Raw genomic sequence first — 22,620 nt, 5'->3', positions numbered from 1 at the left:
TCTCATAATCGAACATTTAACTTAATGATTAAATCAATCTGTAGATGTTAAAATTTAACCCCTACCCATGCCCACAATTTATCCGCATCGACTTTAGTATCACCTGCAGAATAAGCAGCATATTTAATGCCTGCGTTAAAGTGTTTTCCAAATGCCTTAGCATAAGACACATTTAATTCAGACCCTAAGTCATCAATACCTGAATCAGCAGCGTCATCAGCATCAAACACGTGATAAGCAACTTTCCAGCCTCCACCAAGCGCCTTACCTGCTAAAGAAACATTAGTATCAACAAGGCCTTGAGTCGGAGTCGCTAAAAATTGGTCTGACCAACCATTGAATTTATGCAGTGTTGCTAAAGGTGTAGAAAAACCATAAACTCCATCGTCTGACCCTAATACTTCATAGCCAATTTTAGCAGTGATTCCACTAAATACAGCGCCTGCTTCTAAATTCAAATAAGAAGCATCATATTCAACAGTTGCAGACTCACTTGTTTGTGTTGCGTATTCGGCTCGGTAAACAATTTTAGTATCACCAGCTTTAGTTGCACCAGCAAAACTAATACCAAACGTATCTAAAGCATTGTCAGTATCGTTATCTACTTCAAGTAAATACCCATACCCTGTTAATGTTCCCACTGATGTTTTATAAGAAGCATTAATAAGATGATCTTTTGCATCAAAGTCCGCATCTTCGCCAAAAATACGATTGCGCTGTGTTACATAAGCATACTGTAGGGTTAAATCTTTGTTTGGAATAACCTTAAAAGATGCAGCATCAAAAGTTTGCCTATCTTGTCTCCAGCCTACATGACCAACAAAACGGTGGCCATCCATAGTAATCACTTGGCGTCCAACTTTTGCTATTAGCACATCATTCTTATATTGAATGTAGCCTTGGTCCAACTCAGTGTGTTCTGGATCTGCAATGACTGAATAAACACCAGGGTTGTATCCACTTGGCCCGACTGTGTAGTCACCTTGACCTAGCACTATCCGAGTATCTTCCATTTCTACTTTTGCTGAAAATCCGTTGAATGAGCCAGTTTCATAAGATAACAGAGTACGTAATGTTAAAGCACTTGCATCTTTTGCTGCATTATCTTGCTCAACGCTTTCATAACGTAGATTTAAATTAGCACTAGCTTTACCTGACGTTAACGCTTCAGTAATGCTGTCTGCTTGAACAGCAAAGCTAGATGTACCAATTAGTGCTAACCCTAAAGCAATATTAAGGGCCGTTTTTTGAGGTTTACTATTTAATGTTTTCATGGTTTCTCTCTAATTTTAGGCGCAGCTGTAGAGTTCGCCGATAAGAACCGGCGATCTAATACCGCTATTTTTATAAATTATTGAACAATATTTAAATCTATATAACTGATTAATATAGACTGTATTTAAGCTACGCTGGCTCCATTGGAACTCGCTTTATTCTGCTTAGCTAATTTTTTACGGTGTTCATCAACTGATTCAACTTTACGTTGTTTTTCATACAAAAATTTCAGCACTTCATGACGGTAATGGTTGTATTGAGGATTATCAGCCAATTCAATCCGGTTTCTTGGTCTGGCTAATTCAATAGGTAATATTTCACCTATCGTTGCAGCAGGCCCATTAGTCATCATCACTATCCGGTCTGATAACAAGACAGCCTCGTCTACATCATGGGTGATCATAATAACTGTGTTCCCTAGTTCAGCATGGATTTCCATAACCGAATCTTGTAAGTGAGCACGAGTCAAAGCATCCAAAGCGCCAAATGGTTCATCCATTAATAAGACTTTAGGCTCCATGGCTAATGCTCTAGCGATCCCTACCCTTTGCTTCATACCCCCAGAAATTTCTGCGGGCAGCTTATCTGCTGCATGACTCATATGAACCAACTCTAGGTTATGCTCAACCCACTCTTTCATTTCTTTCTTAGAGCGTCCATTTGGGGTTTGTTTAACCGCTAACTCCACATTTTTATAGGCACTTAACCAAGGTAATAATGAATGATTTTGAAACACTACTGCCCGCTCTGGACCAGGTTCATTCACTTCTTGATTATCTAAAATCACCCCGCCATTGGTAGCTTGGTACAACCCAGCCACTATATTTAACACCGTAGATTTACCACAACCAGAGTGTCCAATCAGTGAAATAAACTCGCCCTTATCAATGCGTAAATTTACATTCTGAAGAGCTGTAAATGGCCCTTTAGGAGTAGGAAAATCAATTCCTACTTGGGTTAGTTCTAAATGATGTTTATTACTCATTACCTTTCCTTAAAATCGTTTTTAGTGACTGGAATTAACGCAATACAGCGCTTTTGTCCCAACTAACTTGTTTCTGTAGCATCAACATTAGTCTGTCTAAAATAAAACCAATCACACCAATGGTAAGAACCGCAACCATAATACGAGCTAGTGATTCTGAGCTTCCGTTTTGGAATTCATCCCAAACAAATTTTCCCAATCCGGGATTTTGAGCCAACATTTCTGCGGCAATAAGTACCATCCAACCTATCCCTAAGGACAATCTGAGACCGGTAAAGATAGCCGGTATAGAAGATGGAAGGACAATCTTGGTAACATGAGATAAAGCATTTAAACGTAAGACTTTACTCACATTTATCAAATCTGATTCTATGCTAGATACACCAACAGCCGTATTTATCAAGGTCGGCCATAAACAGCATAAAGATACAGTTACAGCTGAGGTGATAAATGACTTTGAAAACATAGGATCTGAAGTGACATACACAGCACTGACCACCATAGTAACAAGTGGTAACCAAGCCAAAGGTGATACAGGTTTAAACAACTGAATAAGCGGGTTAATAGCGGTATAAGCATTTTTACTCAATCCACAGATAATTCCGATTGGTATTGCAATCAAAGAGGCAACTACAAATCCAACTAAAACCGTATACAAGCTTGTCCATATTTGCTCAAAAAAAGTCGGTGCCCCCGTAAAGGCCCTAATCTTTGGCTGGTATGTTGGGTCTTGCGCTACCCTAGCTGCATTTCGCTCTTCTTGACGATTGTAAAACACATCAGCTTTATCCATTTGCGCACTATGTTCGTCAATTAAGGACACAGCCTGTTCCCATACTGCTGTAGGCCCTGGGAACTGGCCCAAAGAAGTATCAATGTTTTTAGCCATAACACTCCACAGGCCAAGAAATATAACTAAACCGATAAGAGGTAATGCTGTAGCCCTCAAAATATCATTGATTGAAGGAATACGAATTTGTTTTACTTGACTAAAAATCATGGGAACCGCTTGTTGTTTAAACATTTTTAAAACTCCTAGTAGGTGAGGCAATTCTCACCTACATGAAAAGCCACTTAGAACTTGCTATCGTTTTTGAGTCCAATAGTAAATTTCTCTAAGTAGGCGTTAGGTTGAGTACCGTCGTATACTATGTCGTCAATAAAGTGTTTCTGAACAGGTTTAAAACCAGTCTCTGTAGCAAACTCAGGAAATTCAGAAGCTTTAGCTTTACCCTCAGCAATCAGAGACTTAGCCGCTTGAGCATAAATATCAGGACGATAGACTTGCTTAGCAATATCTTTGTACCATTCATCAGACTTAGGCTCGGCAATTTGTCCCCATCTACGCATTTGTGTTAAATACCAGATAGCGTCGCTATAGAATGGATAAGTAGCGTTATAACGGAAAAATACGTTGAAATCAGGAACCGAACGCTTGTCACCTTTTTCGTATTCAAAAGTACCTGTCATACTATTTGCAATGACTTCATAATCTGCACCAACATATTGGCTTTTCGACAATATTTTTACAGCTTCAGGACGGTTAGCATTATTGTTCTCATCTAACCACATTGCAGCTCTGATCATGGCCTTAACAACACGAATATGAGTGTTAGGATATTTCTCAGCCCATGTCTTACTTACGCCAAACACTTTCTCAGGGTTGTCTTTCCAAATTTCGTAATCTGTTACAACTGGCACACCAATACCTTTAAATACAGCTTGCTGATTCCATGGTTCACCCACGCAATATCCGTATATTGTTCCAGCTTCCATAGTAGCTGGCATTTGTGGTGGCGGTGTAACAGATAACAAAGCATCTGCATCTAATAGCCCTTTGGTATCTGTGCTAATCCCTTTAACAGAGCCTTCTAGTGGCGCATAGTAACCTGGGTGAATTCCGCCGGCGGCTAACCAGTAACGTAGCTCATAGTTATGGGTAGATACTGGAAACACCATGCCCATGTTGAAAGGCTTACCTTTACTTTTAAAGTCATCAACAACGGGTTTTAATGCATCAGCTTTAATAGGATGAACCGGCTTTCCATCTTCATGAGGAACGTGCTTTTTCATCTCTTTCCAAATATCGTTAGAAACAGTGATAGCGTTACCATTTAAATCCATACTAAAAGCAGTAATAATGTCTGCTTTAGTACCATAACCGATGGTGGCACCAAGAGGTTGGCCAGCCAACATATGAGCACCATCTAACTGACCGTCAATAACGCGGTCTAATAGTACTTTCCAGTTGGCCTGTGCTTCTATAGTGACGTACAAACCTTCATCTTCAAAATAGCCTTTTTCATAAGCTACTGCTAGTGGTGCCATGTCTGTTAATTTAATGAAACCAAACTTTAACTCTTCTTTTTCAGGCCAGCCTAACTTTTCTGCAGACGCTGTACCGATTAAAGACCCTGTAAGCACAGCAGAAACTGCACTAACCCGAAGTACTTTAACCGCTGTTTTTAATGAACTTAATACTTTAAGACTTGCCATTGTCGACTCCGAATTTTTTCCAAAAAAAAACCCGCAAAGACTTCAGAATATGGAAAGTCTTTGCGGGCTACATTGCCATGTAAACTTTTTTGCTTCATCGCAAGAAAGATTACAAATAAATTTTTTAGAGCGCTGAACGCTTCTAATTATATAACGGTTAATATTTTAAGTATTATGATACCGCATACAACAACGTTTGCATCAATAGTGCCAACTTTTAAAATCCTTTAATTTCATACACTTAAAAAAACAACTTGAATTACAAAGCTGCTTACTCTTTCCAAATAAGTGCATCGATGCACTCATCAAGTGCTAGTTCAATAGTTAATATGCCAACAAACAACAAATTATCACAAACTGCCCAATACACAACGCTTTATAGAACAACAATGGATCGCGCTCTAATAGAGGGCGCCGCGCCACAGCACGCAACATGCCTTTATTTGGTTGCGACAAGTCTTGTAAAAATTCAGAGTAAGCTTGATAGCGTAACTCTGGGTTAGGCTGTAATGCTTTTCGTAAAGTTAAATCGAGCCATGGGGGTAAGTCAGCTCGATATTTATTAACAGGTTGATACATCCACTCACTGTAAGAAACAGGTATATAATCCTGATAACTAAACGCTTTGAAGGGTAAATTCCCAGTTAGCATTTCGTAAGTCACCATAGCCAAAGAAAACATGTCACTCTGATGTGAACTTATATGTTTAATCAAATACTCGGGGGCAATATAATGTACTGCGCCAACCACTACTTCTTCTAAAGGTAACGAATTAGTCTCAGCTAAGGCTTTCACTAATACGGTTCCAAAGTCAATTAATTTAACTTCTCCTTGATGGGTTATCATAACATTTTCGGGTTTTACGTCTCTGTGCACCATGTCTTTACGCTGTAACACTCTAAGTGCTGTTATGACCTGACTGATAATGGCCCTAACTTGCTCTAGATTAGGGGTGGGGTTATCAACCATCCATTGACGTAACGTTTGTCCCTCAATGTATTCGCAAATGTGATACATAAATCGAGCACTTTCTTTACGTTTATAAATCTTCATTACGTTTGAGTGCTTTATATGTTGCCCTACCCACTCTTCCCGTAAAAACCCCGCTAAAAACACCGCATCATCAGCATAGTGTTGAGATGGTGTTTTCAAACCATATACTTTGCCATCTTCTTCATTAACGACTTTATATAAGCTACTCCGAGTACCATTAAATACAGTTTTTAATACCCTATATCCTTCTAACTTCATACCCACCTCTAAAGCAGGAGGCATAGCTAAGCGAGTTATTTGTTTAGAATGTTCATCTAAATCTGCTAACGGTAGGCTTTTAACTTCAACTATCAAACAAGTAAGGTTGTCGTTACTCCCTAAATTAAGCGCTTTATTTACGATACGCGTGGCCCGCTCTTCGAGAGAGCCAGCTTCAGTCAAAAGTTGTTTAAATATTTTATTAGATAGAAACTCATGGACACCATCGGACGTAAACACATATAAGTCTTTTTGTTGTAACTGAACATTTGTAAAATCAACATCCAGATGAGCTTCTATACCAATCGCTCTGGTCAGTACGTTTTTACCACCTTGGCGTGATACATGATCCTTCGTGAGCTGCTCTAATTCACCACCTTGAAACCTTGTAACTCGGCTATCACCTGCGTGAAAAATAAAGCCAGAGGTAGACTTAAATATCATGCCACTAAAAGTGGTAATCATCTGGCTATGACCGTCGTTTTCATAATCATGCTGTCCATGACACCATCGATTTAATCCGTGAAGTACTTTGCCTGCGGCTCGTTTTACAGTCCATGTAGGGGGGGTTTGGTAATAATCTTGAATAAAGTTAGTAACACAAGTAATGGCGGCTTCTCGCCCTCTTGTACATACACTTACACCATCAGCGAGTGCCGCTACACCACCTTTAGACTCTGCATAATGATCTTTTGGAAGATAAGCCGCAAACGCATCTTGATTTTCTCCTTTGACACCTTGGCTAGAAAATCCACCAAATTCTAAACGTAATTTTTCCATGGTAAATATGTCATCTATTTTTATAGGTTAAAAACAAAAAAGGATAACAATTGATTGCTATCCTTTTTGATTAACTAAAATGCAGCTGTAAATTAGGTAACATCTATGAGTTCCACACTACCATCTTCTCGAACTTCAGTCATAGTACCTTTTGGTTCCTTCATAAATAACAAAGTCACAAATCCCAAAACTGCAGTAGCGGCAATAACCATAAAGAAAGTTGCTGTATCCACTAACGAATACACTGTAAGGTAAACTACAGCACCAACGTTGCCATAGGCCCCTGTCATACCCGCAATCTGTCCTGTTAAACGGCGCTTAATTAACGGTACTGCAGCAAATACTGCACCTTCACCTGACTGCACAAAGAAAGAACAGGCCATTACCGCTATTACAGCCAACCAAATAGGCCAAGAAGCATCAATCAAACTTAAGCACCAGTACCCTAGTGCCAAACCTGCTGTTAATATTAATAGAGTTTTTTTACGACCAAATTTGTCTGACAACCACCCACCACCAGGGCGAGACATTAAATTCATAAATGCATACATACCCGCTAATAGCCCTGCAGTTGCCATATTTAACTCAAATGTTTCAGCAAAAAAAGCTGGTAACATTGAAACTACAGCCAATTCCGAACCAAAAGTCGCAAAGTATAAAATGTTCAAAACTGCAACTTGCTTAAATTGGTATTGATGGACTTCAGGAACTGGGTTAACAAAAATATCTTTATTTACCTTGTAAGTGACAAAAGAGTCATAAATATACAGAGCTCCCAAAGCCACATATAATGCTATGGCGACGTTCTCACCTAACAACGAAACTCCCTCAGGAGATAGCTTCCAGTTAAGCAATGCCAGAGCCAAATACATAGGTGTTTTCATTATTAACAAAAGGTAGAAGTCTTTTACACTGGTGACTTCCATGCCGCCCAAATTTTTGGGTCGAAAATACGTTGAACCTTTAGGTGTATCTGTAGTGTTCTTATAATAAACAACACTGAACAGTAAGCTCATTAACCCAGTAAGCCCCACCGCATAGCGCCATCCATCATCGCCACCGAAGAGCAAGGCAAGAGTAGGTAGCGTAAATGCCGCAGCAGCCGATCCAAAATTACCCCACCCACCGTATACACCCTCAGCTGTCCCCAACTCCTTAGGGGGAAACCACTCACTAACCATTCTAATACCAACAACAAAACCGGCACCAATACAACCTAAGGCAAACCGAGCAATAACTAACTGCGTAAAGCTATCTGCTAACGCAAAGGCAAAACATGGAATAGAACAAATAGCCAATAGACTCGAGTAAATCACACGAGGACCAAACTTGTCAGTTAAGGCCCCAATAATAACTCGTGCAGGAATAGTTAAGGCCACATTGATGATCAACAACGTTTTCCATTCACTAAGCGTTAAGCCAACACCGTCAACTATGGCACCTTTCAAAGGCGCCATATTAAACCAAACCATAAAGGTAATAAAAAATGCCACCCATGAAAGATGTAGAGTTTTCATTTTCCCGGTAAATGACAAAATATTAAATTTTTCAGCGCTCATGAATGTACTCTTTTAATGAAATTACGAACAAAAAAAAGCCCATAAAACAACATAAATTCTATGTTATTTAAATGGGCTACATTGCCTGTTGTCAGTATTATCTACTACAACATGATTTTAATTTTAAGGGCTGTCAACGCCATGTTACAGCCCAACTTGAAATTAGATTATCAATTTCCAAGCCACAAAACCAAGCATATATATCAATAACTTATAAAAAACAAAAATATAAAGAGCAATTACAATAAGAATATTTAGTGCAACAAGCCCCTAAAAAGTGCAACTTCACTTTAGTTACCTTATATAACAGTTTAAGAGATGTCCTCTAAATGTAAGCGCATCTGTTGATAAATATCAGGCCTAAATACATTTTTAACCAAGTCATTAGGCACCTTGATACCTGCAAGTTGCCCCGCCTTCTGCATCTGGCTAAGCAACCACTCTCCTCGAATGTATTCAGGGACATTAATTGAGCCATTATTTGCTTTTGAGAATTGGTTGTAAGATGGGATTGCCCTTGGGGGTAAGTTTGCATGGGTTAAGCAACTTCCTATTAAGGAAGGAGCTATTACATCTGTCGAAGCATCCAGATATTGTTCAGCACTCAAAAGTCGAGCAGCTTCAAACCTATTAGGGATTGATTCCAACCAATTGCAAGCTTGCTTTAGCGCAGCGGTTAATGCTAAAACAGTAGTAGGGTTGTTTCTTTGCCAGCTCTCCAAAAGTCCTAACACTTTTTCTGGTGAGTCCTGCCAGATATCAAAAGATGTTAATGCCGTAAGCCCAATGCCAGCCCTTACCGCCTTAGCATTCCAAGGACCACCGACACAGCAACCGTCGATTTCTCCACTCTCCAAAAAACCAACCATATTAACAGGAGGTACAACCATGATATCAACATCAAGTTCAGTTATATTTGCAGATGCAAGCCAGTCTTTTAACTGGTAATAATGACAGCTATAAGGAAATACCGTACCGAATTTAAGTTTAGGCCTATTTTGTTGCTTTCTAACACTAATAACTTTCTGTAATAAGTAAGCGGCTAAAGGCAAGGTTACTTCTGATATCCCGTTATCTTTTAACACTTCTTGATGTAGCTTTTCAGATAAGGTTATTGCATTACCATTTAAACTAAGTACTAAAGGAGTAATGACTTTTGTAGGCGTACACCGCAACCCTAAAGAACTAGCGAGTGGCATAGGGGCTAACATTTGAGCTGCATCTAAGAGCCCTGCATGTAACTTATCTCTTAAAGTTGACCAAGAGTTTTGTTTTTGTAATTTAACATCAAGGCCCCACTGCTCAAAAAACCCCATATTTTTTGCAACAATAAGGGGAGCTGAGTCTGTTAACGGGATAAAGCCCAATGTCAATTTAGTTTGTTCGGGTGTAATCATTATAAATAAGAACCTTAAAAATTATCTAGCAAGGATATTAATGTTTTAGCGACGTCATCCAATTTTTGACCTGTATCCATGGCAGTCTTACGCATGGTTTTAAATGCCTCATCTTCAGACAGGTTCTTTTTCTTCATTAACAACCGCTTTGCTTGATCTATTGTATTCCGTGATGCTAGCTGTTGCTTAGTATCACTTAACTCAGTCTTTATCTTTTGATATTCCCGAAAACGTGCAACTGCTGCATCTAAAATGGGTTTGACTCTTTCTGGTTCTAAATCCCCAACCACATATGCACTGACACCAGATGCAATAGATTGATTAATAGTATTGGTATCTTCTTGAGCTGAAAACATGACAACTGGTTTCGGGTTGTAGTCAGAAATGGTACTTAAGCTGTCTAATATATCTCGGCTAGGAGACTCAATATCAATAACGATTATATCTGGCTTAATGTCATCTACTTGTTTTAATAAAGCCATATCAGGGCTCGCCAAATGAATAACTTTATATCTAGAATTGTTTAATGCAGATGTGAGCGAATTTGCCCGTAGTTGATCATCATCAATCAACAAGATGCGTAGCTCAGGTGTCCCTACCTCTTTATCATTAGTTAAAACACTGTGTCGCAAGTTGATACTCCAACCTTGACGGTAAAATCTTATACCTTTGGAATAGCAATTCGTGAGCCAATTTATAATTTAAGTTAGGTCGAGTATTCATAGGGCTCTGAGGTTCTATACGCCACAGGCTAAAAACCAAAGAAGTGCAACCGCACCAAATTGGAACAACAGCCAATAAAGTATTGACAACTTAGATGAAAAATTTAACGTTATTTTTTACTGATTAGGATGAGATAAAACGCAGGTGTTGTAACCAAAGCTGTGCGCAAGAGAAGACGTGCTAAGGTAAATTTTCGTATTTATATTACTTATCTCAAAGTAACTATCTACCAAGGAAGAATCTCACCATTTGCATGCCAAAAGGATCCAGAATTATCGAGGTTAAGTTCATCAATTCTTTTGATCAATCGGCTCGCTGCTTGGGTAGCTGAAATATCGCCATTATGGTTGACCATTTCAGTTTGTACATACCCAGGATGTAGAAGAGCTACGGCCACACCTAAAGGCTTTAAGTCATGAGCTAATGAAACCCCAGCGCTATTTAAAGCAGCCTTTGACATACGATAACCGTATCGGCCACCTGATGTATTGTCAGCAACAGAACCCATTCGGCTAGTAATTAAGGCTACCTTTGCCCCATGACTTAATTGCTCTTTTAAAATGTGTGTTATCAGTAAAGGCCCCAAAGCATTAACCTTAAATTGATACTCAATAGTAATGGCCGACATACTATGCAAACTTTCATCAGCTAAGACTCCGGCATTATTAATTAAAACATCAATGTTAATAGCTAAGACTTTTTCTAAGTTATGCTGTAATGCCTCAACATTACTCACATCAACGTTATCAATAACAACTGCTCTAGTTTGATTTAATTCATTACTACTACTTCTACAAAGGGCATACACTATATGCCCCATCGCTATATATTGCTTTACTAACGCTAACCCTATGCCTCTATTTGCACCTGTGATAACTACATTTAACACATTCAATCCTTATTAATAGTTTGCAATAAACGCTTTAAGTCTTCTGGGGTATCGATTCCAGTTGGCGGTGGCATTTTTGCCTCTTCAACATGAATTTTTTCGCCATGCCATAACACCCGTAATTGTTCTAAAGATTCAACTTGCTCTATCCCTGACGGAGACATATTAATGTACTGCTTTATGAACCCGGCACGATAAGCATAGATCCCAATATGCCTAAAATAAAAATCACCAATTTCATCAATCGACTCTGCATCCAAGAAACGCGCTCTGTCATAGGGAATAGTAGAGCGAGAAAAATACATAGCATACCCGAGCTTATCCATTACAACTTTGACAGTATTTGGGTTAAAAGCCTCTTCTACATCTGTTATCTTGACAGCCAATGTAGCCATTTCAGCTAATTGATGTTGATGTAAGTTTTCTGCAACTTGTTGAATATTCTCTGCAGGTATAAAAGGCTCGTCTCCTTGTACATTAACAACTATTTCATGGGATAGCATATTCTGTAGTTCTACCACTTCAGCTAGTCTTTCAGTACCTGATTCATGGTGTTCACCTGTCATGCAGTATTTACCACCAAACGCCTCAACGGCATTGGCTATCTTTACATCATCTGTAGCAACCACAACATTACTCGCACCTGATTCAATTGCCCTTTCATAAACATGCTGAACCATAGGCTTACCCTTTATTTTTACCAAAGGTTTACCTGGGAATCTGCTTGATGCGTATCTAGCAGGAATAATGACACTGAATTGCATAGGGCTATCTCGTTACTTATTTGATATGGTTACAATCAAAGATAATAGCTACTTTAAGAGCTGATCTATCTCATCACTTGAAACTTCTTTCGCTTCAGATTCAAGCAACACTGGAATATTTTCACGAATAGGAAATACCAACCTATCAAATTTACAAATTAACTGATTATCATGAGGCTGATATATTAACTTACCTTTACATGCAGGGCAGGCCAATATTTCTAATAATTTTTTATCAAAAGCCATAAGGATTCCTTTATTTAGCGTCTTTCTTTTTGTTCTCTAGAATTTGTTTTAACTGTTGAATTAGTTTTGTATCAAACTGTTGAGGTAAGTGGGCATTTACCGGTAAATACCAACAATCCTTATGTGCGAAATCACGGCACTTAACAGCATCTTTCTCTGTCATTATTACCGTACCATGAGGGATATCTTTTACGGTAAATTGATGGTGGTCCACAAAACTGATGCAGGCATTAAGTTTAACCTGTTTTTGCTCTAACATTGTAAAAAATCGCTGTGGATTACCAATTGCAGCAATGGCACTCACCCCCTGGCTTAAAGCATGTATTGACAAACTTTTATTTGGATTTCTGACATTCACCAACCTGCCTGACACCAGAGCCATTAAAAATTCACCATTGTTTGCCAAACCGCCATTTAAGACCACAAAATCTACTGACTTTAAGCGCCACTTACCTTCACGTAGAGGGCCTGCAGGAAGCAATAAACGGTTTCCTGTTAGCCGTTGCCCGTCCATAACCGCGATTTCAATGTCTCGTTCTAAGGCGTAATGTTGCAGACCGTCATCACAAATAATCACGTCACATTTGTGGTCTTTCACTAATTTATTGGCCCCCCGCGCACGAATAGGATCAATCACTAACGGGCAATTAATATGTTGGCGCATTAAAACTGGTTCATCACCCACACTCTGGGCCTTACATGAAGCAGTAACTGAATGGGGAAAAGTAGCTTGCCTTGAACCATACCCCCGACTCAGTACCCCAGGCTGATACCCTTCTTGTCTGAGGCGCTTTGCTAAATATACAACCAGTGGTGTTTTACCATTCCCTCCTACACTTATATTGCCAACCACAATTACCGGGGCAGCCACAAGTGTTGACTGTTTTATGCTTGTTTTAAAAGCAAGCCTTCTACTGGCAGACAACCCCCAAAACAATAGAGTTAGTGGCAAAAGTAACAATATTAAAGGCCAATGGTACCAACTAGGTGCATACCAAAGTTTATCTATGAAACTCACGCTCCCTTTGGCTCCTCACTAAATTGCATTTGATATAGTTGAGAATAATGCCCATTGAGCGCCATTAAACTTTTGTGATTACCTTGCTCAAATATTTTTCCACCTTCAATTACTAAAATAGTATCGGCATTTTCGATAGTTGATAGTCTATGAGCTACTACTATGCTGGTGCGGTCTTGTTGAAGTTTCTCTAATGCATCTTGAATTAACCGTTCAGATTCGGTATCCAACGCAGAGGTCGCCTCATCTAAGATTAAAATAGGTGCATCGAGCAATAGCGCTCGAGCAATGGCTAAACGTTGACGTTGACCACCAGACAACATAAAACCATTTTCACCTATCATAGTATCTAAACCATCTGGTAACTCATCTACAAACTCTAATATATGTGCAGTTTTAGCTGCAGCGAGGACGAGGTCACGGCTAACAACACCTTCAGACCCATACGCAATGTTGTTTGCTATGGTATCGTTAAATAACACCACATGTTGCGAAACCAAGGCAAACTGTTTTCGTAAACATTTAAGAGGCAAATCCTGAATAGGTATATCGTCAATTAAGATATCCCCATATTGATGATTGTAAAAACGAGTCAACAAACTAGAAATGGTAGATTTACCGCTTCCCGAACGGCCGACTAGAGCGCAAGTTTGACCAGACTTCACCGAAAAAGTAATGTTCTCTAATGCTGGCGTATCTTTGCCTGGATAGCTAAACCTCACATCTTTAAATGCGATCTTTCCTGCTACCCTTTCAACCACAGCCGTTCCATTATCTTGCTCAGGCTGCTGATCTAATACTTCAAAAATACTAACACATGCAGTCATGCCTTTTTGAAACTCACTATTCACTGTGGTGAGTTGCTTTAATGGCTTAAGCAACATAGTCATAAATACCACAACGCTTACAAACACACCTGGAGTAAGAGATTCAACTAAATTTGGAAAACTGGCAACATATAAAACAACAGCAAGTGCGATAGAGGCGATGACCTGAATTGACGAAACACTCAAAATTCTAGCTACTATAAGCTTCATATTCTGTTGGCGGTTGTAGTTATTTTTACTAGCAAAGCGTTTTGCTTCTAGATCTTGCCCACCGAACATCAAGACCACCTTATGGCCTTTAATTACTTGCTCTACAGATGACGTCAAATCCCCCATCACTTCTTGAATCTTTTTACTTACCTTTCTAAAACGTTTGCTCACCACAGATACAATCACGGCCACCAATGGCCCGATAAGTACAAAAATTAGCGACAACTGCCAAGAGTAATAAAACATGGCAATCAATAAACCCACAACAAAAGCGCCATCTCGTACAAGAGTTAATAATGCTTTAGCTGCAGCAACTTTCACTTGCTCTGTATCATAAGTCACTTTAGATATAAGTTGACCTGTAGCGTTAGTATCATGAAACTCAACAGGCAAGTGAGTATATCGACTAAACAGCTCCTGACGCATTTCCATCACCACATGATTGCCAATCCATGCCACTGTGTACGTCCCAAGAAAATTACATATTCCTCTTAATACAAAAATAGGCACAATAAAAAATGCAGCTAAACGTAAATATCCGTAATCACCATTACCTAGACTGTCATCTACAATAGGCTTTAATTGTGCGACGACCATGACGTCTATAACGGAATATCCAATCATTCCAAAAACAGCAAGTAAGAAGGCCAGTTTGAAATTTTTAAGGTAGCCACGAAAGCGCTTAAATACACTAGAAGTTAAATCAAGATTTGCGGGGGTGTTTTTACTCATGAAAATGTAATTATTCGAACTCAATTAGGAAAACCAAGCCATTGTAACTGGTAGAACGGTAATCCCCAAATAATCAGTCATTAATAATTAGCTAATACATAGTTTAGCTTAGTCACAGTAAATGTAATATCGGTACTATTTCGCCAAATAACCAAGATATAGTGATTTTTGAGCTTTCAGGTAACGTAGAAGTACCGCTTAAACAATCAAAGATCTAAATGGGCAAGCGCTTAAGGCATGGTTAAAAAGGCACGATTTTCGATATTATTGGCACTGCAATTTTAGCGACAATTATATTTCCCACTTTACATATTAGCATACCAAAAGGGGTACATGTCTTGCCTGTGAGTTTTCGTTTTTATTGGGCTAGCTGAATTAAAATTCAATGTAAAAGACACTTGACCTGTTTCAGAAGTAGCAAAAACCTCTTGTGGTAGCATCTGACTGTCCTGAAATACATGTTGGTATCTCTCAATTACCTCTTTGCGAGGAAATTGCCATCGATTCATAAACCCCTGACTAAAAATCACATATTGCGGATTAACCGCTTCAATAAATGCAACAGAAGAAGATGTGTTACTTCCATGGTGAGGGGCTAACAATATATCTGCGTTAAGATTATCGCCATATTTTTCAACTAAGACACGTTCTATAGTCTTATCTATATCCCCAGGTAATAACACTGCATGGATTTCATCAGAAACTTTAACCACACAAGAGCTATTATTGTCATCGTATTTAACGGGGTCATCAGGCCAAAACACCCCAATGTTAAGACCTTGCCATTTGAAATGATAACCTTCTCGGCATAAATCAGCCGTGGTCATAACCTTTTTTACAGCGACTCCTTGAAGCAAAAACGATAAACTACCAGCGTGGTCATTATCACCATGACTGACGATGACCACATCAACCTCTTTGATACCTTTAGACTTTAAAATAGGCAACAACACGCTGTCTGCCATATTAAAACCACTAGGATAACTTGCACCTACATCATAAATAATTGCCTTCAGGTTTTTCGTTATGAGTACAGAAGTTCCCTGCCCGACGTCTAAAACATCAACTTTCCAGTCTGTATCTCTACTCTCCAATAAATAACTAAAAAAGGGTAGAAATAACAAAAAAATATATTTTCTAGATACACCAAACTTAGGTAGGAGCAATAAAATCATGGCAATAAACAGCAATCCCCAGACAACAAAAGGCATAGCAGGTAAATCTATTGAGGACCATGGAAATACTACAACCTTGTTTAAAGTGCCTAAACTTAATCCAATTAAATAATCAACCCACCCAAATAGTACTTTTGCCAAATCTGGATACACCCAGAGCAACAGTGTCGCCAATAAGCAAAGAGGCAATAAACATAAAGTTACAAAAGGAACCGCGATAAGGTTAATAAAAGGGGAAATAATCGAGACATAAGAAAACTGCCACGCAACAATCGGTAACATTAAAAATGTTAAGCAAAGTTGTATCCGCCACATACTGAAAAACGCGGTTGTAATCGAAAAATCAGCTTTTTTAACTGGCCAACGCCAAAATATAAAACTAATGATAGCAACAGCCGTAAAACTCAACCAAAAACTCAAGCCATATATACTCAGAGGAAATAAAATTAAAAACATACTGAACCCAATCAATAACTGCCTAGATACCCTTATGTTTCTATTATTTACGAATAACAAAGCTGCAATAGTTAGCATCAACCAGGCTCTGAGTGTGGGTAAACCAAATCCTGCTAAGGATGAGTACCAAAAAGTAACCAATGTAGTCAAAGTCATAGCCACTATATGTAAATTTACCTTGTGTAGCCTATATATCCGGCTAACAACGCCTGCAGAAACCCAAACAAATAAAAAATAGCTAGCACTAGCAACCATAGCTAAATGTAACCCAGATATGGCAATTAAGTGTGCGATACCAGATTGCTGCACCAACATCCAATCTTCTTGTTTTAACAACCCTCTATATCCCACAGTTAAAGCGGATACCCAAGAAATATGATGTAAATCTAAATTAAGTAACTTATTTAACAAAGCTTGACGGCTAGTAATAACATTTTGCAACAATTCACTTTCGCTGCTTTCTTTTACGTACCCTGTAGCAACAATCCCTTTACTAAATAACCATTGTTGATAATTAAATCCTGCTTCGTTTGCTAGCCCATTTGGTGGTTTGAGTTTCACTTCAAGTTTAACGACTTGACCTTGCTGCACTAGCCAAGACGGATGACGCCAACTCACTCTGATAATCCGTGTCAATTTAAGTTTGTTGGCATTTATTTGTGATATTTTGAGATTGAAACGTACCTGTTGATCCTTATGATTTAGAGTAATAACTTCACCTAAAACAATAATTGGTTTAGAGGTCTGCTCTGAAGACAGTTGCAAAGAGTATTGCCAATGACCTACACTCGCCATCCAGATAATGCCAATAAAGAAATAAGCTAAATGAATAAATCGTTTAGCAAATAAGAAAACGACGACAAGAAGTAAAAGAAGACTAAAAATGGAAGGTAAATTAGTCCAAACGAGACTAGAAATTGCAGCTGCAATAAAACTGAAAAGTTTACTGTCCATACTAGGTGAATCACGCCTTCCATTGCTTGACTAAAATAAGTATAGAGAATAATTCTGAAAAAGTTAATTAAGCGATTTTTGCCTAGCCCGCAAAAAATAAAAGAAAACAAGGTACTGTCTATTTTTGGAACATTACTACATGATCCAAATTTATGGCATTTAAATAGACGTTCTGCAGCTGGAGCCGTTGCTGTGGGGCTATTTTTTGCTTTTATTCCCCTACCATTTCAAATGTGGCTATCTGCAGGCATCGCCATCCCTCTGCGAGTGAATTTACCATTGTCCATAGCTACTGTTTGGATCACCAACCCTTTTACCATGCCGCCCATTTTTTATGGTGCCTACCTAGTAGGATCAGCGGTACTAGGCACCACAACACAAGAGTTTGCATTCGAGTTAAGTTGGCACTGGGTAGTGCAAAGTATGGAAACTATTGGACCAGCCTTTTTAGTGGGCTGTTTTATATGTGCAGTATTTTTTAGTACGGTGGGATACTTTGTATTCAATTATTTGTGGAGATTATCAGTATCAAATGCATGGCATCAACGAAAACACAAAAAAAAGCGTAATTAATTAGATCTTTAATTCTCTAGTAAATTTTAAAATAATCACAGATTTTGTTAGATTGCATTCTTAACTGGAATACTAACAATGAACTCAGTTCCTTCTCCTACCACACTGTTAACATCAATATTACCACTGTGGTTTTTAATGATATTATAAGAAAGTGAAAGGCCTAATCCTGTTCCTCTTCCTACAGGCTTTGTCGTAAAAAATGGATCAAATATTTTAGAGACGTTGCTTGCGTCAATACCAACACCAGTGTCTCTTACACTTACCTTTTGATAGTCTCCGTCGCTAAACACTTTTATAAAAATTGAACCATTATCACCTACTGCATGAGATGCGTTCACAAGTAAATTCATGAAAACCTGGTTTAACTGCATCCCCATACAAAATATTGGAGTTAAGCCTTCTTCATACTCTTTATGCAGCGTGACATTAGCATCAAACTGGCTACTAACAATTTTTAGTGTGCTTTCAATACCTTCAACTAGGCAACTTTCTGCCCAATGTTTTGCATCTGCATGGGAGAACTCCTTCAAACTTTCAACTATTACTTTTACACGTTTAACACCATCTAACGACTCATCTACCAGCTCGACTACATCCTCTTTTATATAATCAAACTCATGTCGCTCAAAGAAATCTTTCTTCAACTTCTGATGGATTTCTTGTCCAATTTTATCTATCAACTTATCTGAAAACTGGGTGATTTTAACGAGCTTTCCAATGTAATCTTGGAGGATTTCAATATTAGAATAAACAAACCCTATAGGACTATTAATTTCATGGGCTACACCTGCAGCCAACTGGCCAATAGAAGCCATCTTTTCAGAGTGAACTAACTGACTTTGTGTATTTTTCAACTTACTGATCAGACTTGCTTGCGCTTTATGCTCTAAATCCAATTCATCAGCTACTTTGGATAGATCATTGTAATAACTGGCTTGTGCTGTCACATCTTGGATAGTTATACATGCATAAAGCACCTCATTACTGTCATCCATAAGAGGCAGTACTTCCATATTTTGAAACATCAAAGACTCCTCGCCAGTTACTGGACGAGAACTCAAGAAGTTGAAAATATGTGGGCGCTGTTCCCAGTATGAAAAGCTTTCATTTTTTAAAATAAAGACACTATTGATTTTCTTTTTCAGAAACCTAGCTTGTTCGGGGAAGAGCTCCAACAAGGACTTTCCAAGAACGTCTTTTTCATCACAATCCATTCGATCAGCAAAAAAGTCATTGAGAAAGACAATGCGGTATTCTATGTCTACCATGCAAGCTCCCATGGGTAACTTACGTAACAGACTTTCTAATAATTCAGGTTTATGCATTCACTATCAACTCAATAAAGCGTCTAAACTAGTCTTCAATGAAACAATTGAGTTTTCTTCTAAGCAAATAACAACTCTTGCATTAAAACTAAAACTCTCGATGCTAAAACATACTTCAACCAATAACACAGTGGCCCAATTATAATTTGGTTTACCATTTGTTGAGGGGGTTAATAGAGTCGGCATATTTAGGTTAGATTTTAACTCTAGCTGATTTGATAAGCCACTCAAGCATGCACCAGATAATATATTTGTTAACTCTAAAATTAACTCTTGAGTTTGGGCATCGCACAATGGTTTATCATAATCCATTAACTCAGCCATGGCGTCACAGCCCTCTTTACTTATTAAAGAAAGAACCTCTCCTTTAATTTGTCCTAAAAACGATTGCCTCGCGTACCAAGTGTCATCACTATGATTTAATATTTCAATTAAGTCATCTGGACTCGCTTCATTAATTGTCGGAATTGATAAAATTATTTGCACATCAATTAACTGTGCTAGTGATTTTGCCGCTTGCCCCATTGAAATATTCATCATTTCTTGCAGGGCATCTCGTTGGTCCTCTGTTAATAATATATTTTTCATATTAAACCTACTTCATGCAACGTCACTTTTAACTCCTCAGCTTTTAATGGCTTTTGAAGAAAACGAAATGCACCTAAGGAATTTACGAGATCTACTGATTTTGGTTGTATATCAGCACTAATCACAATAACTACGGTTTTTTGATGATTATCTTTTACATGTCGAAGTACATCAAACCCATCTAAAACAGGCATTGTAAGGTCTAAAAATAAGATATCAGCTAAGCCTGCTTCAACCGCATCAATGGCTTCTTGTCCATTGGTCGCTTCAGATATAGTCACATCCCAATCCTCAGGGATAGCACGTCGAACATTTTTACGTGAGAGTGCAGAGTCGTCTGCAATAGTTACAGGTATTGCCATTACTTTTGTCCTGTTAAGTTTTAAATTATTAACTAAAGATATTTAATTAATAGTCGAACAAATCAGTAAACGCTTAAAATTTTTTTAAAAATGCAGTTCAATTGCCTAAATATCATACAAAAACAACAATTATTGATATGCTCAAGCTAATGAAAAAGAAAAACAGAATTGATTTAATAAGAAGAGTAAAAGTAAAAAATACACTTTCATGTGATGTTTATTAAAGCAATACAAACAGAGTCGCTTTGATACCTTATCGTCATATGAAGGTTAATTGTTAGGAAGGTTTAACAACAAGAACAGATGAATTGTACTTGTTTAAAATGTTTTGGACTTTCTTATTGCCACCTAGCTAGAACAGTTAGATCTGAATATATTGCCTAATCGTTTTCATTTCTAAAAATTGTTCACATCATAATTTACCCAAAAATCCAAAGTAGCCAGCTTAATAGCTGGATACAATTAGAAAATATTCTAGTTCACGAGTTTGAATACTGGAATAAACACTCAGAGTTTAACTAACGCAATTAAAACTGGCCAACATTCACACCTAACAGTATTTTAGTCACCTCATCTATACGTCTTTTAAAACTAGCTTTACTTGCGCGCTCTGTAACAGTGTGGTCTCCGTCGCCAAATGGACCAAAACCATCTAAGGTTGCAACACCAACAGATGAAACAATGTTTGCATCACTTACTCCACCTCGCTTTTCAGTTTTTAAGGGATACCCTAAAATACCTGCAATCTGCGCCAGTAACGTCATTTGATTTGGCGAACTTTGCATCACATCTCTTTGTATTCCCCCAGACAAAGTGGCTTTGACGCCATCAACCGCCGGGCTCGCACATATTAAGTCTAAGCTTGCTAACAGCCGCTCCTTTTCTTTTTTCTGGGTATAACGAACCTCCACAACTATTTCTGCTTTTGGTGAAATAGTATTTGCGCCTATACCACCACTGATTTTCCCAGCATTGACTGTCGTTCCCATTGCTAGGTCCGTTAATTCTGTTAAAGCAATTATCATATGTGCGGCCGCTAAATTCGCATTACACCCATCCACATAATGGTTACCAGCATGGGCAGCTTTACCTTCAAGGTTAATAAAAAAAGTCCCAACACCTTTTCGAGCAATAACAACTTCATGGTCAACACCTGCTGCCTCAAAAACCAAGCAAATATCATAGTTTTCACCCAACTCAGCGCTTAAATATTTACTATCATCACTACCACTTTCTTCATCACTAACTAACAACATGTCAATATTAGTAACACAACCTTGCTGCTCATTTACGTTACGTAAGGCTTCTAGCGCAACAATATTCCCCCCTTTCATATCACAGACACCGGGACCATAAACCCAATCTTTATCTTCTGAAAAGTCAGTAAAGGTACCTGGCGGAAAAACAGTATCTAAATGCCCCAATAGTAAAACCCGTTTTTTACCTTCAACAATAGGTGATTTAAACAATAGGTGGTCTCCAATCTCCTCTCTAGTAAAGACCTCTGTATTAAAACCAATCTCCTCCATCCACCGAGTAAATACTCTCCCATTTTCATCAACGCCTAACTTATTTTTAGTGTAAGAATTGAGGTTAATTATTTGTGCAAGTTCAGTAAAGTCCAAAGTCACTCCTACATTTTAAATAAACGTGAACACTTAACGTAAAGCAATTGAAATACCAACATCATAATCATGACTTATCATCGGCTAGCTATGGAATTTTGATCTAGAAAGTTAAAATTTCAAGTGTTTACGCACCAACAAAGTACAGACATGGCTAATATAGATGCACACTTATAGTACCTATCAACTAAATTGATTTTATTTTGATTTAATTTAATTCAGTAAATGATGTATGACACTTTAGATTCTCTTTGTTTCAATTTGTCAATATACGGCTTAGGTGGTAATTCATATTTTCTCTTGGCTCTAAAATTGCTGGTCTGCATTTGTAAAACCCAGAAATAAAGGATGTGAATACATCCATTTTTTATAATCTGACTGGGCCTTATTAAGTTTAATGGAGAAGT

The 22,620-nt window shown here is 38.2% G+C and carries 19 protein-coding genes; 1 reads left to right on the top strand and 18 read right to left on the bottom strand.

From position 1 onward, the window contains the following. Positions 1–47: 47 nt before the first annotated feature. The 14 genes from ABJD71_RS16250 to ABJD71_RS16185 form a co-directional block, all read right to left on the bottom strand. Complete coding sequence (locus ABJD71_RS16250; protein ID WP_348171798.1) at positions 48–1,274, bottom strand: alginate export family protein; 1,227 nt, start codon at positions 1,272–1,274, stop codon at positions 48–50. A 125-nt stretch (positions 1,275–1,399) separates the two neighbouring features. Continuing rightward, positions 1,400–2,260, bottom strand: a complete 861-nt coding sequence (locus ABJD71_RS16245) for an ABC transporter ATP-binding protein (RefSeq protein ID WP_348171795.1) — start codon at positions 2,258–2,260, stop codon at positions 1,400–1,402. 34 nt (positions 2,261–2,294) lie between these two features. After that, entirely contained in the window at positions 2,295–3,260 is a 966-nt protein-coding gene (locus tag ABJD71_RS16240) for an ABC transporter permease (protein ID WP_348171966.1), read from the bottom strand. A 74-nt stretch (positions 3,261–3,334) separates the two neighbouring features. Continuing rightward, entirely contained in the window at positions 3,335–4,756 is a 1,422-nt protein-coding gene (locus tag ABJD71_RS16235) for a CmpA/NrtA family ABC transporter substrate-binding protein (protein ID WP_348171792.1), read from the bottom strand. Between the two features lie 324 nt (positions 4,757–5,080). Beyond that, positions 5,081–6,787, bottom strand: a complete 1,707-nt coding sequence (locus ABJD71_RS16230) for a bifunctional protein-serine/threonine kinase/phosphatase (RefSeq protein ID WP_348171790.1) — start codon at positions 6,785–6,787, stop codon at positions 5,081–5,083. 92 nt (positions 6,788–6,879) lie between these two features. Further along, on the bottom strand, positions 6,880–8,346 hold the full coding sequence (locus ABJD71_RS16225; protein ID WP_348171787.1) for a NarK family nitrate/nitrite MFS transporter: 1,467 nt from the start codon (positions 8,344–8,346) through the stop codon (positions 6,880–6,882). A gap of 311 nt (positions 8,347–8,657) precedes the next feature. Beyond that, complete coding sequence (locus tag ABJD71_RS16220; protein ID WP_348171784.1) at positions 8,658–9,743, bottom strand: CmpA/NrtA family ABC transporter substrate-binding protein; 1,086 nt, start codon at positions 9,741–9,743, stop codon at positions 8,658–8,660. A 14-nt stretch (positions 9,744–9,757) separates the two neighbouring features. After that, positions 9,758–10,375 carry an ANTAR domain-containing protein gene (locus ABJD71_RS16215; RefSeq protein WP_348171781.1) on the bottom strand — a complete coding sequence of 206 codons (618 nt, stop codon included), beginning with the start codon at positions 10,373–10,375 and terminating at the stop codon, positions 9,758–9,760. A gap of 317 nt (positions 10,376–10,692) precedes the next feature. After that, a complete protein-coding gene (locus ABJD71_RS16210) occupies positions 10,693–11,355 on the bottom strand; it encodes an SDR family oxidoreductase (RefSeq protein WP_348171778.1) in 663 nt (220 codons plus the stop codon). Positions 11,356–11,357: 2 nt separating this feature from the next. Beyond that, positions 11,358–12,119 carry a 3-deoxy-manno-octulosonate cytidylyltransferase gene (kdsB, locus tag ABJD71_RS16205; RefSeq protein ID WP_348171775.1) on the bottom strand — a complete coding sequence of 254 codons (762 nt, stop codon included), beginning with the start codon at positions 12,117–12,119 and terminating at the stop codon, positions 11,358–11,360. A 48-nt stretch (positions 12,120–12,167) separates the two neighbouring features. Next, a complete protein-coding gene (locus ABJD71_RS16200; RefSeq protein WP_348171772.1) occupies positions 12,168–12,365 on the bottom strand; it encodes a Trm112 family protein in 198 nt (65 codons plus the stop codon). A 10-nt stretch (positions 12,366–12,375) separates the two neighbouring features. Then, complete coding sequence (gene lpxK, locus ABJD71_RS16195) at positions 12,376–13,383, bottom strand: tetraacyldisaccharide 4'-kinase (RefSeq protein WP_348171769.1); 1,008 nt, start codon at positions 13,381–13,383, stop codon at positions 12,376–12,378. Beyond that, positions 13,380–15,152 carry a lipid A export permease/ATP-binding protein MsbA gene (msbA, locus tag ABJD71_RS16190; RefSeq protein ID WP_348171766.1) on the bottom strand — a complete coding sequence of 591 codons (1,773 nt, stop codon included), beginning with the start codon at positions 15,150–15,152 and terminating at the stop codon, positions 13,380–13,382. The genes lpxK and msbA overlap by 4 nt, the downstream gene beginning before the upstream one ends. A 305-nt stretch (positions 15,153–15,457) precedes the next feature. Beyond that, entirely contained in the window at positions 15,458–17,737 is a 2,280-nt protein-coding gene (locus ABJD71_RS16185; RefSeq protein ID WP_348171763.1) for a DNA internalization-related competence protein ComEC/Rec2, read from the bottom strand. A gap of 51 nt (positions 17,738–17,788) precedes the next feature. Here ABJD71_RS16185 and ABJD71_RS16180 point away from each other — a divergent pair, with 51 nt between their 5' ends. Beyond that, the gene (locus ABJD71_RS16180; RefSeq protein ID WP_348171963.1) at positions 17,789–18,310 is read left to right on the top strand and encodes a DUF2062 domain-containing protein; all 522 of its coding nucleotides are present in this window, start codon (positions 17,789–17,791) and stop codon (positions 18,308–18,310) included. Between the two features lie 47 nt (positions 18,311–18,357). On the opposite strand, the gene ABJD71_RS16175 is transcribed toward ABJD71_RS16180, so the two are convergent. From ABJD71_RS16175 to ABJD71_RS16160, 4 genes are all read right to left on the bottom strand, one after another. Continuing rightward, complete coding sequence (locus ABJD71_RS16175) at positions 18,358–19,638, bottom strand: ATP-binding protein (RefSeq protein WP_348171755.1); 1,281 nt, start codon at positions 19,636–19,638, stop codon at positions 18,358–18,360. Positions 19,639–19,644: 6 nt separating this feature from the next. Beyond that, the gene (locus ABJD71_RS16170; RefSeq protein WP_348171752.1) at positions 19,645–20,226 is read right to left on the bottom strand and encodes a chemotaxis protein CheC; all 582 of its coding nucleotides are present in this window, start codon (positions 20,224–20,226) and stop codon (positions 19,645–19,647) included. After that, positions 20,223–20,588 (bottom strand): response regulator, encoded by a 366-nt coding sequence (locus tag ABJD71_RS16165; RefSeq protein ID WP_348171749.1) that lies wholly within the window; start codon positions 20,586–20,588, stop codon positions 20,223–20,225. Before ABJD71_RS16165 ends, ABJD71_RS16170 begins: the two co-directional genes overlap by 4 nt. Positions 20,589–21,115: 527 nt before the next feature. Beyond that, entirely contained in the window at positions 21,116–22,219 is a 1,104-nt protein-coding gene (locus ABJD71_RS16160; protein WP_348171746.1) for a M20 family metallopeptidase, read from the bottom strand. Positions 22,220–22,620: the final 401 nt, after the last annotated feature.

Source organism: Paraglaciecola sp. (assembly GCF_039943935.1).
In the GTDB taxonomy this organism is placed as follows: Bacteria; Pseudomonadota; Gammaproteobacteria; order Enterobacterales; family Alteromonadaceae; genus Paraglaciecola.
The sequence above is the reverse complement of the archived record's forward strand: the minus strand, read 5'-3'. Positions and strand labels throughout refer to the sequence as shown.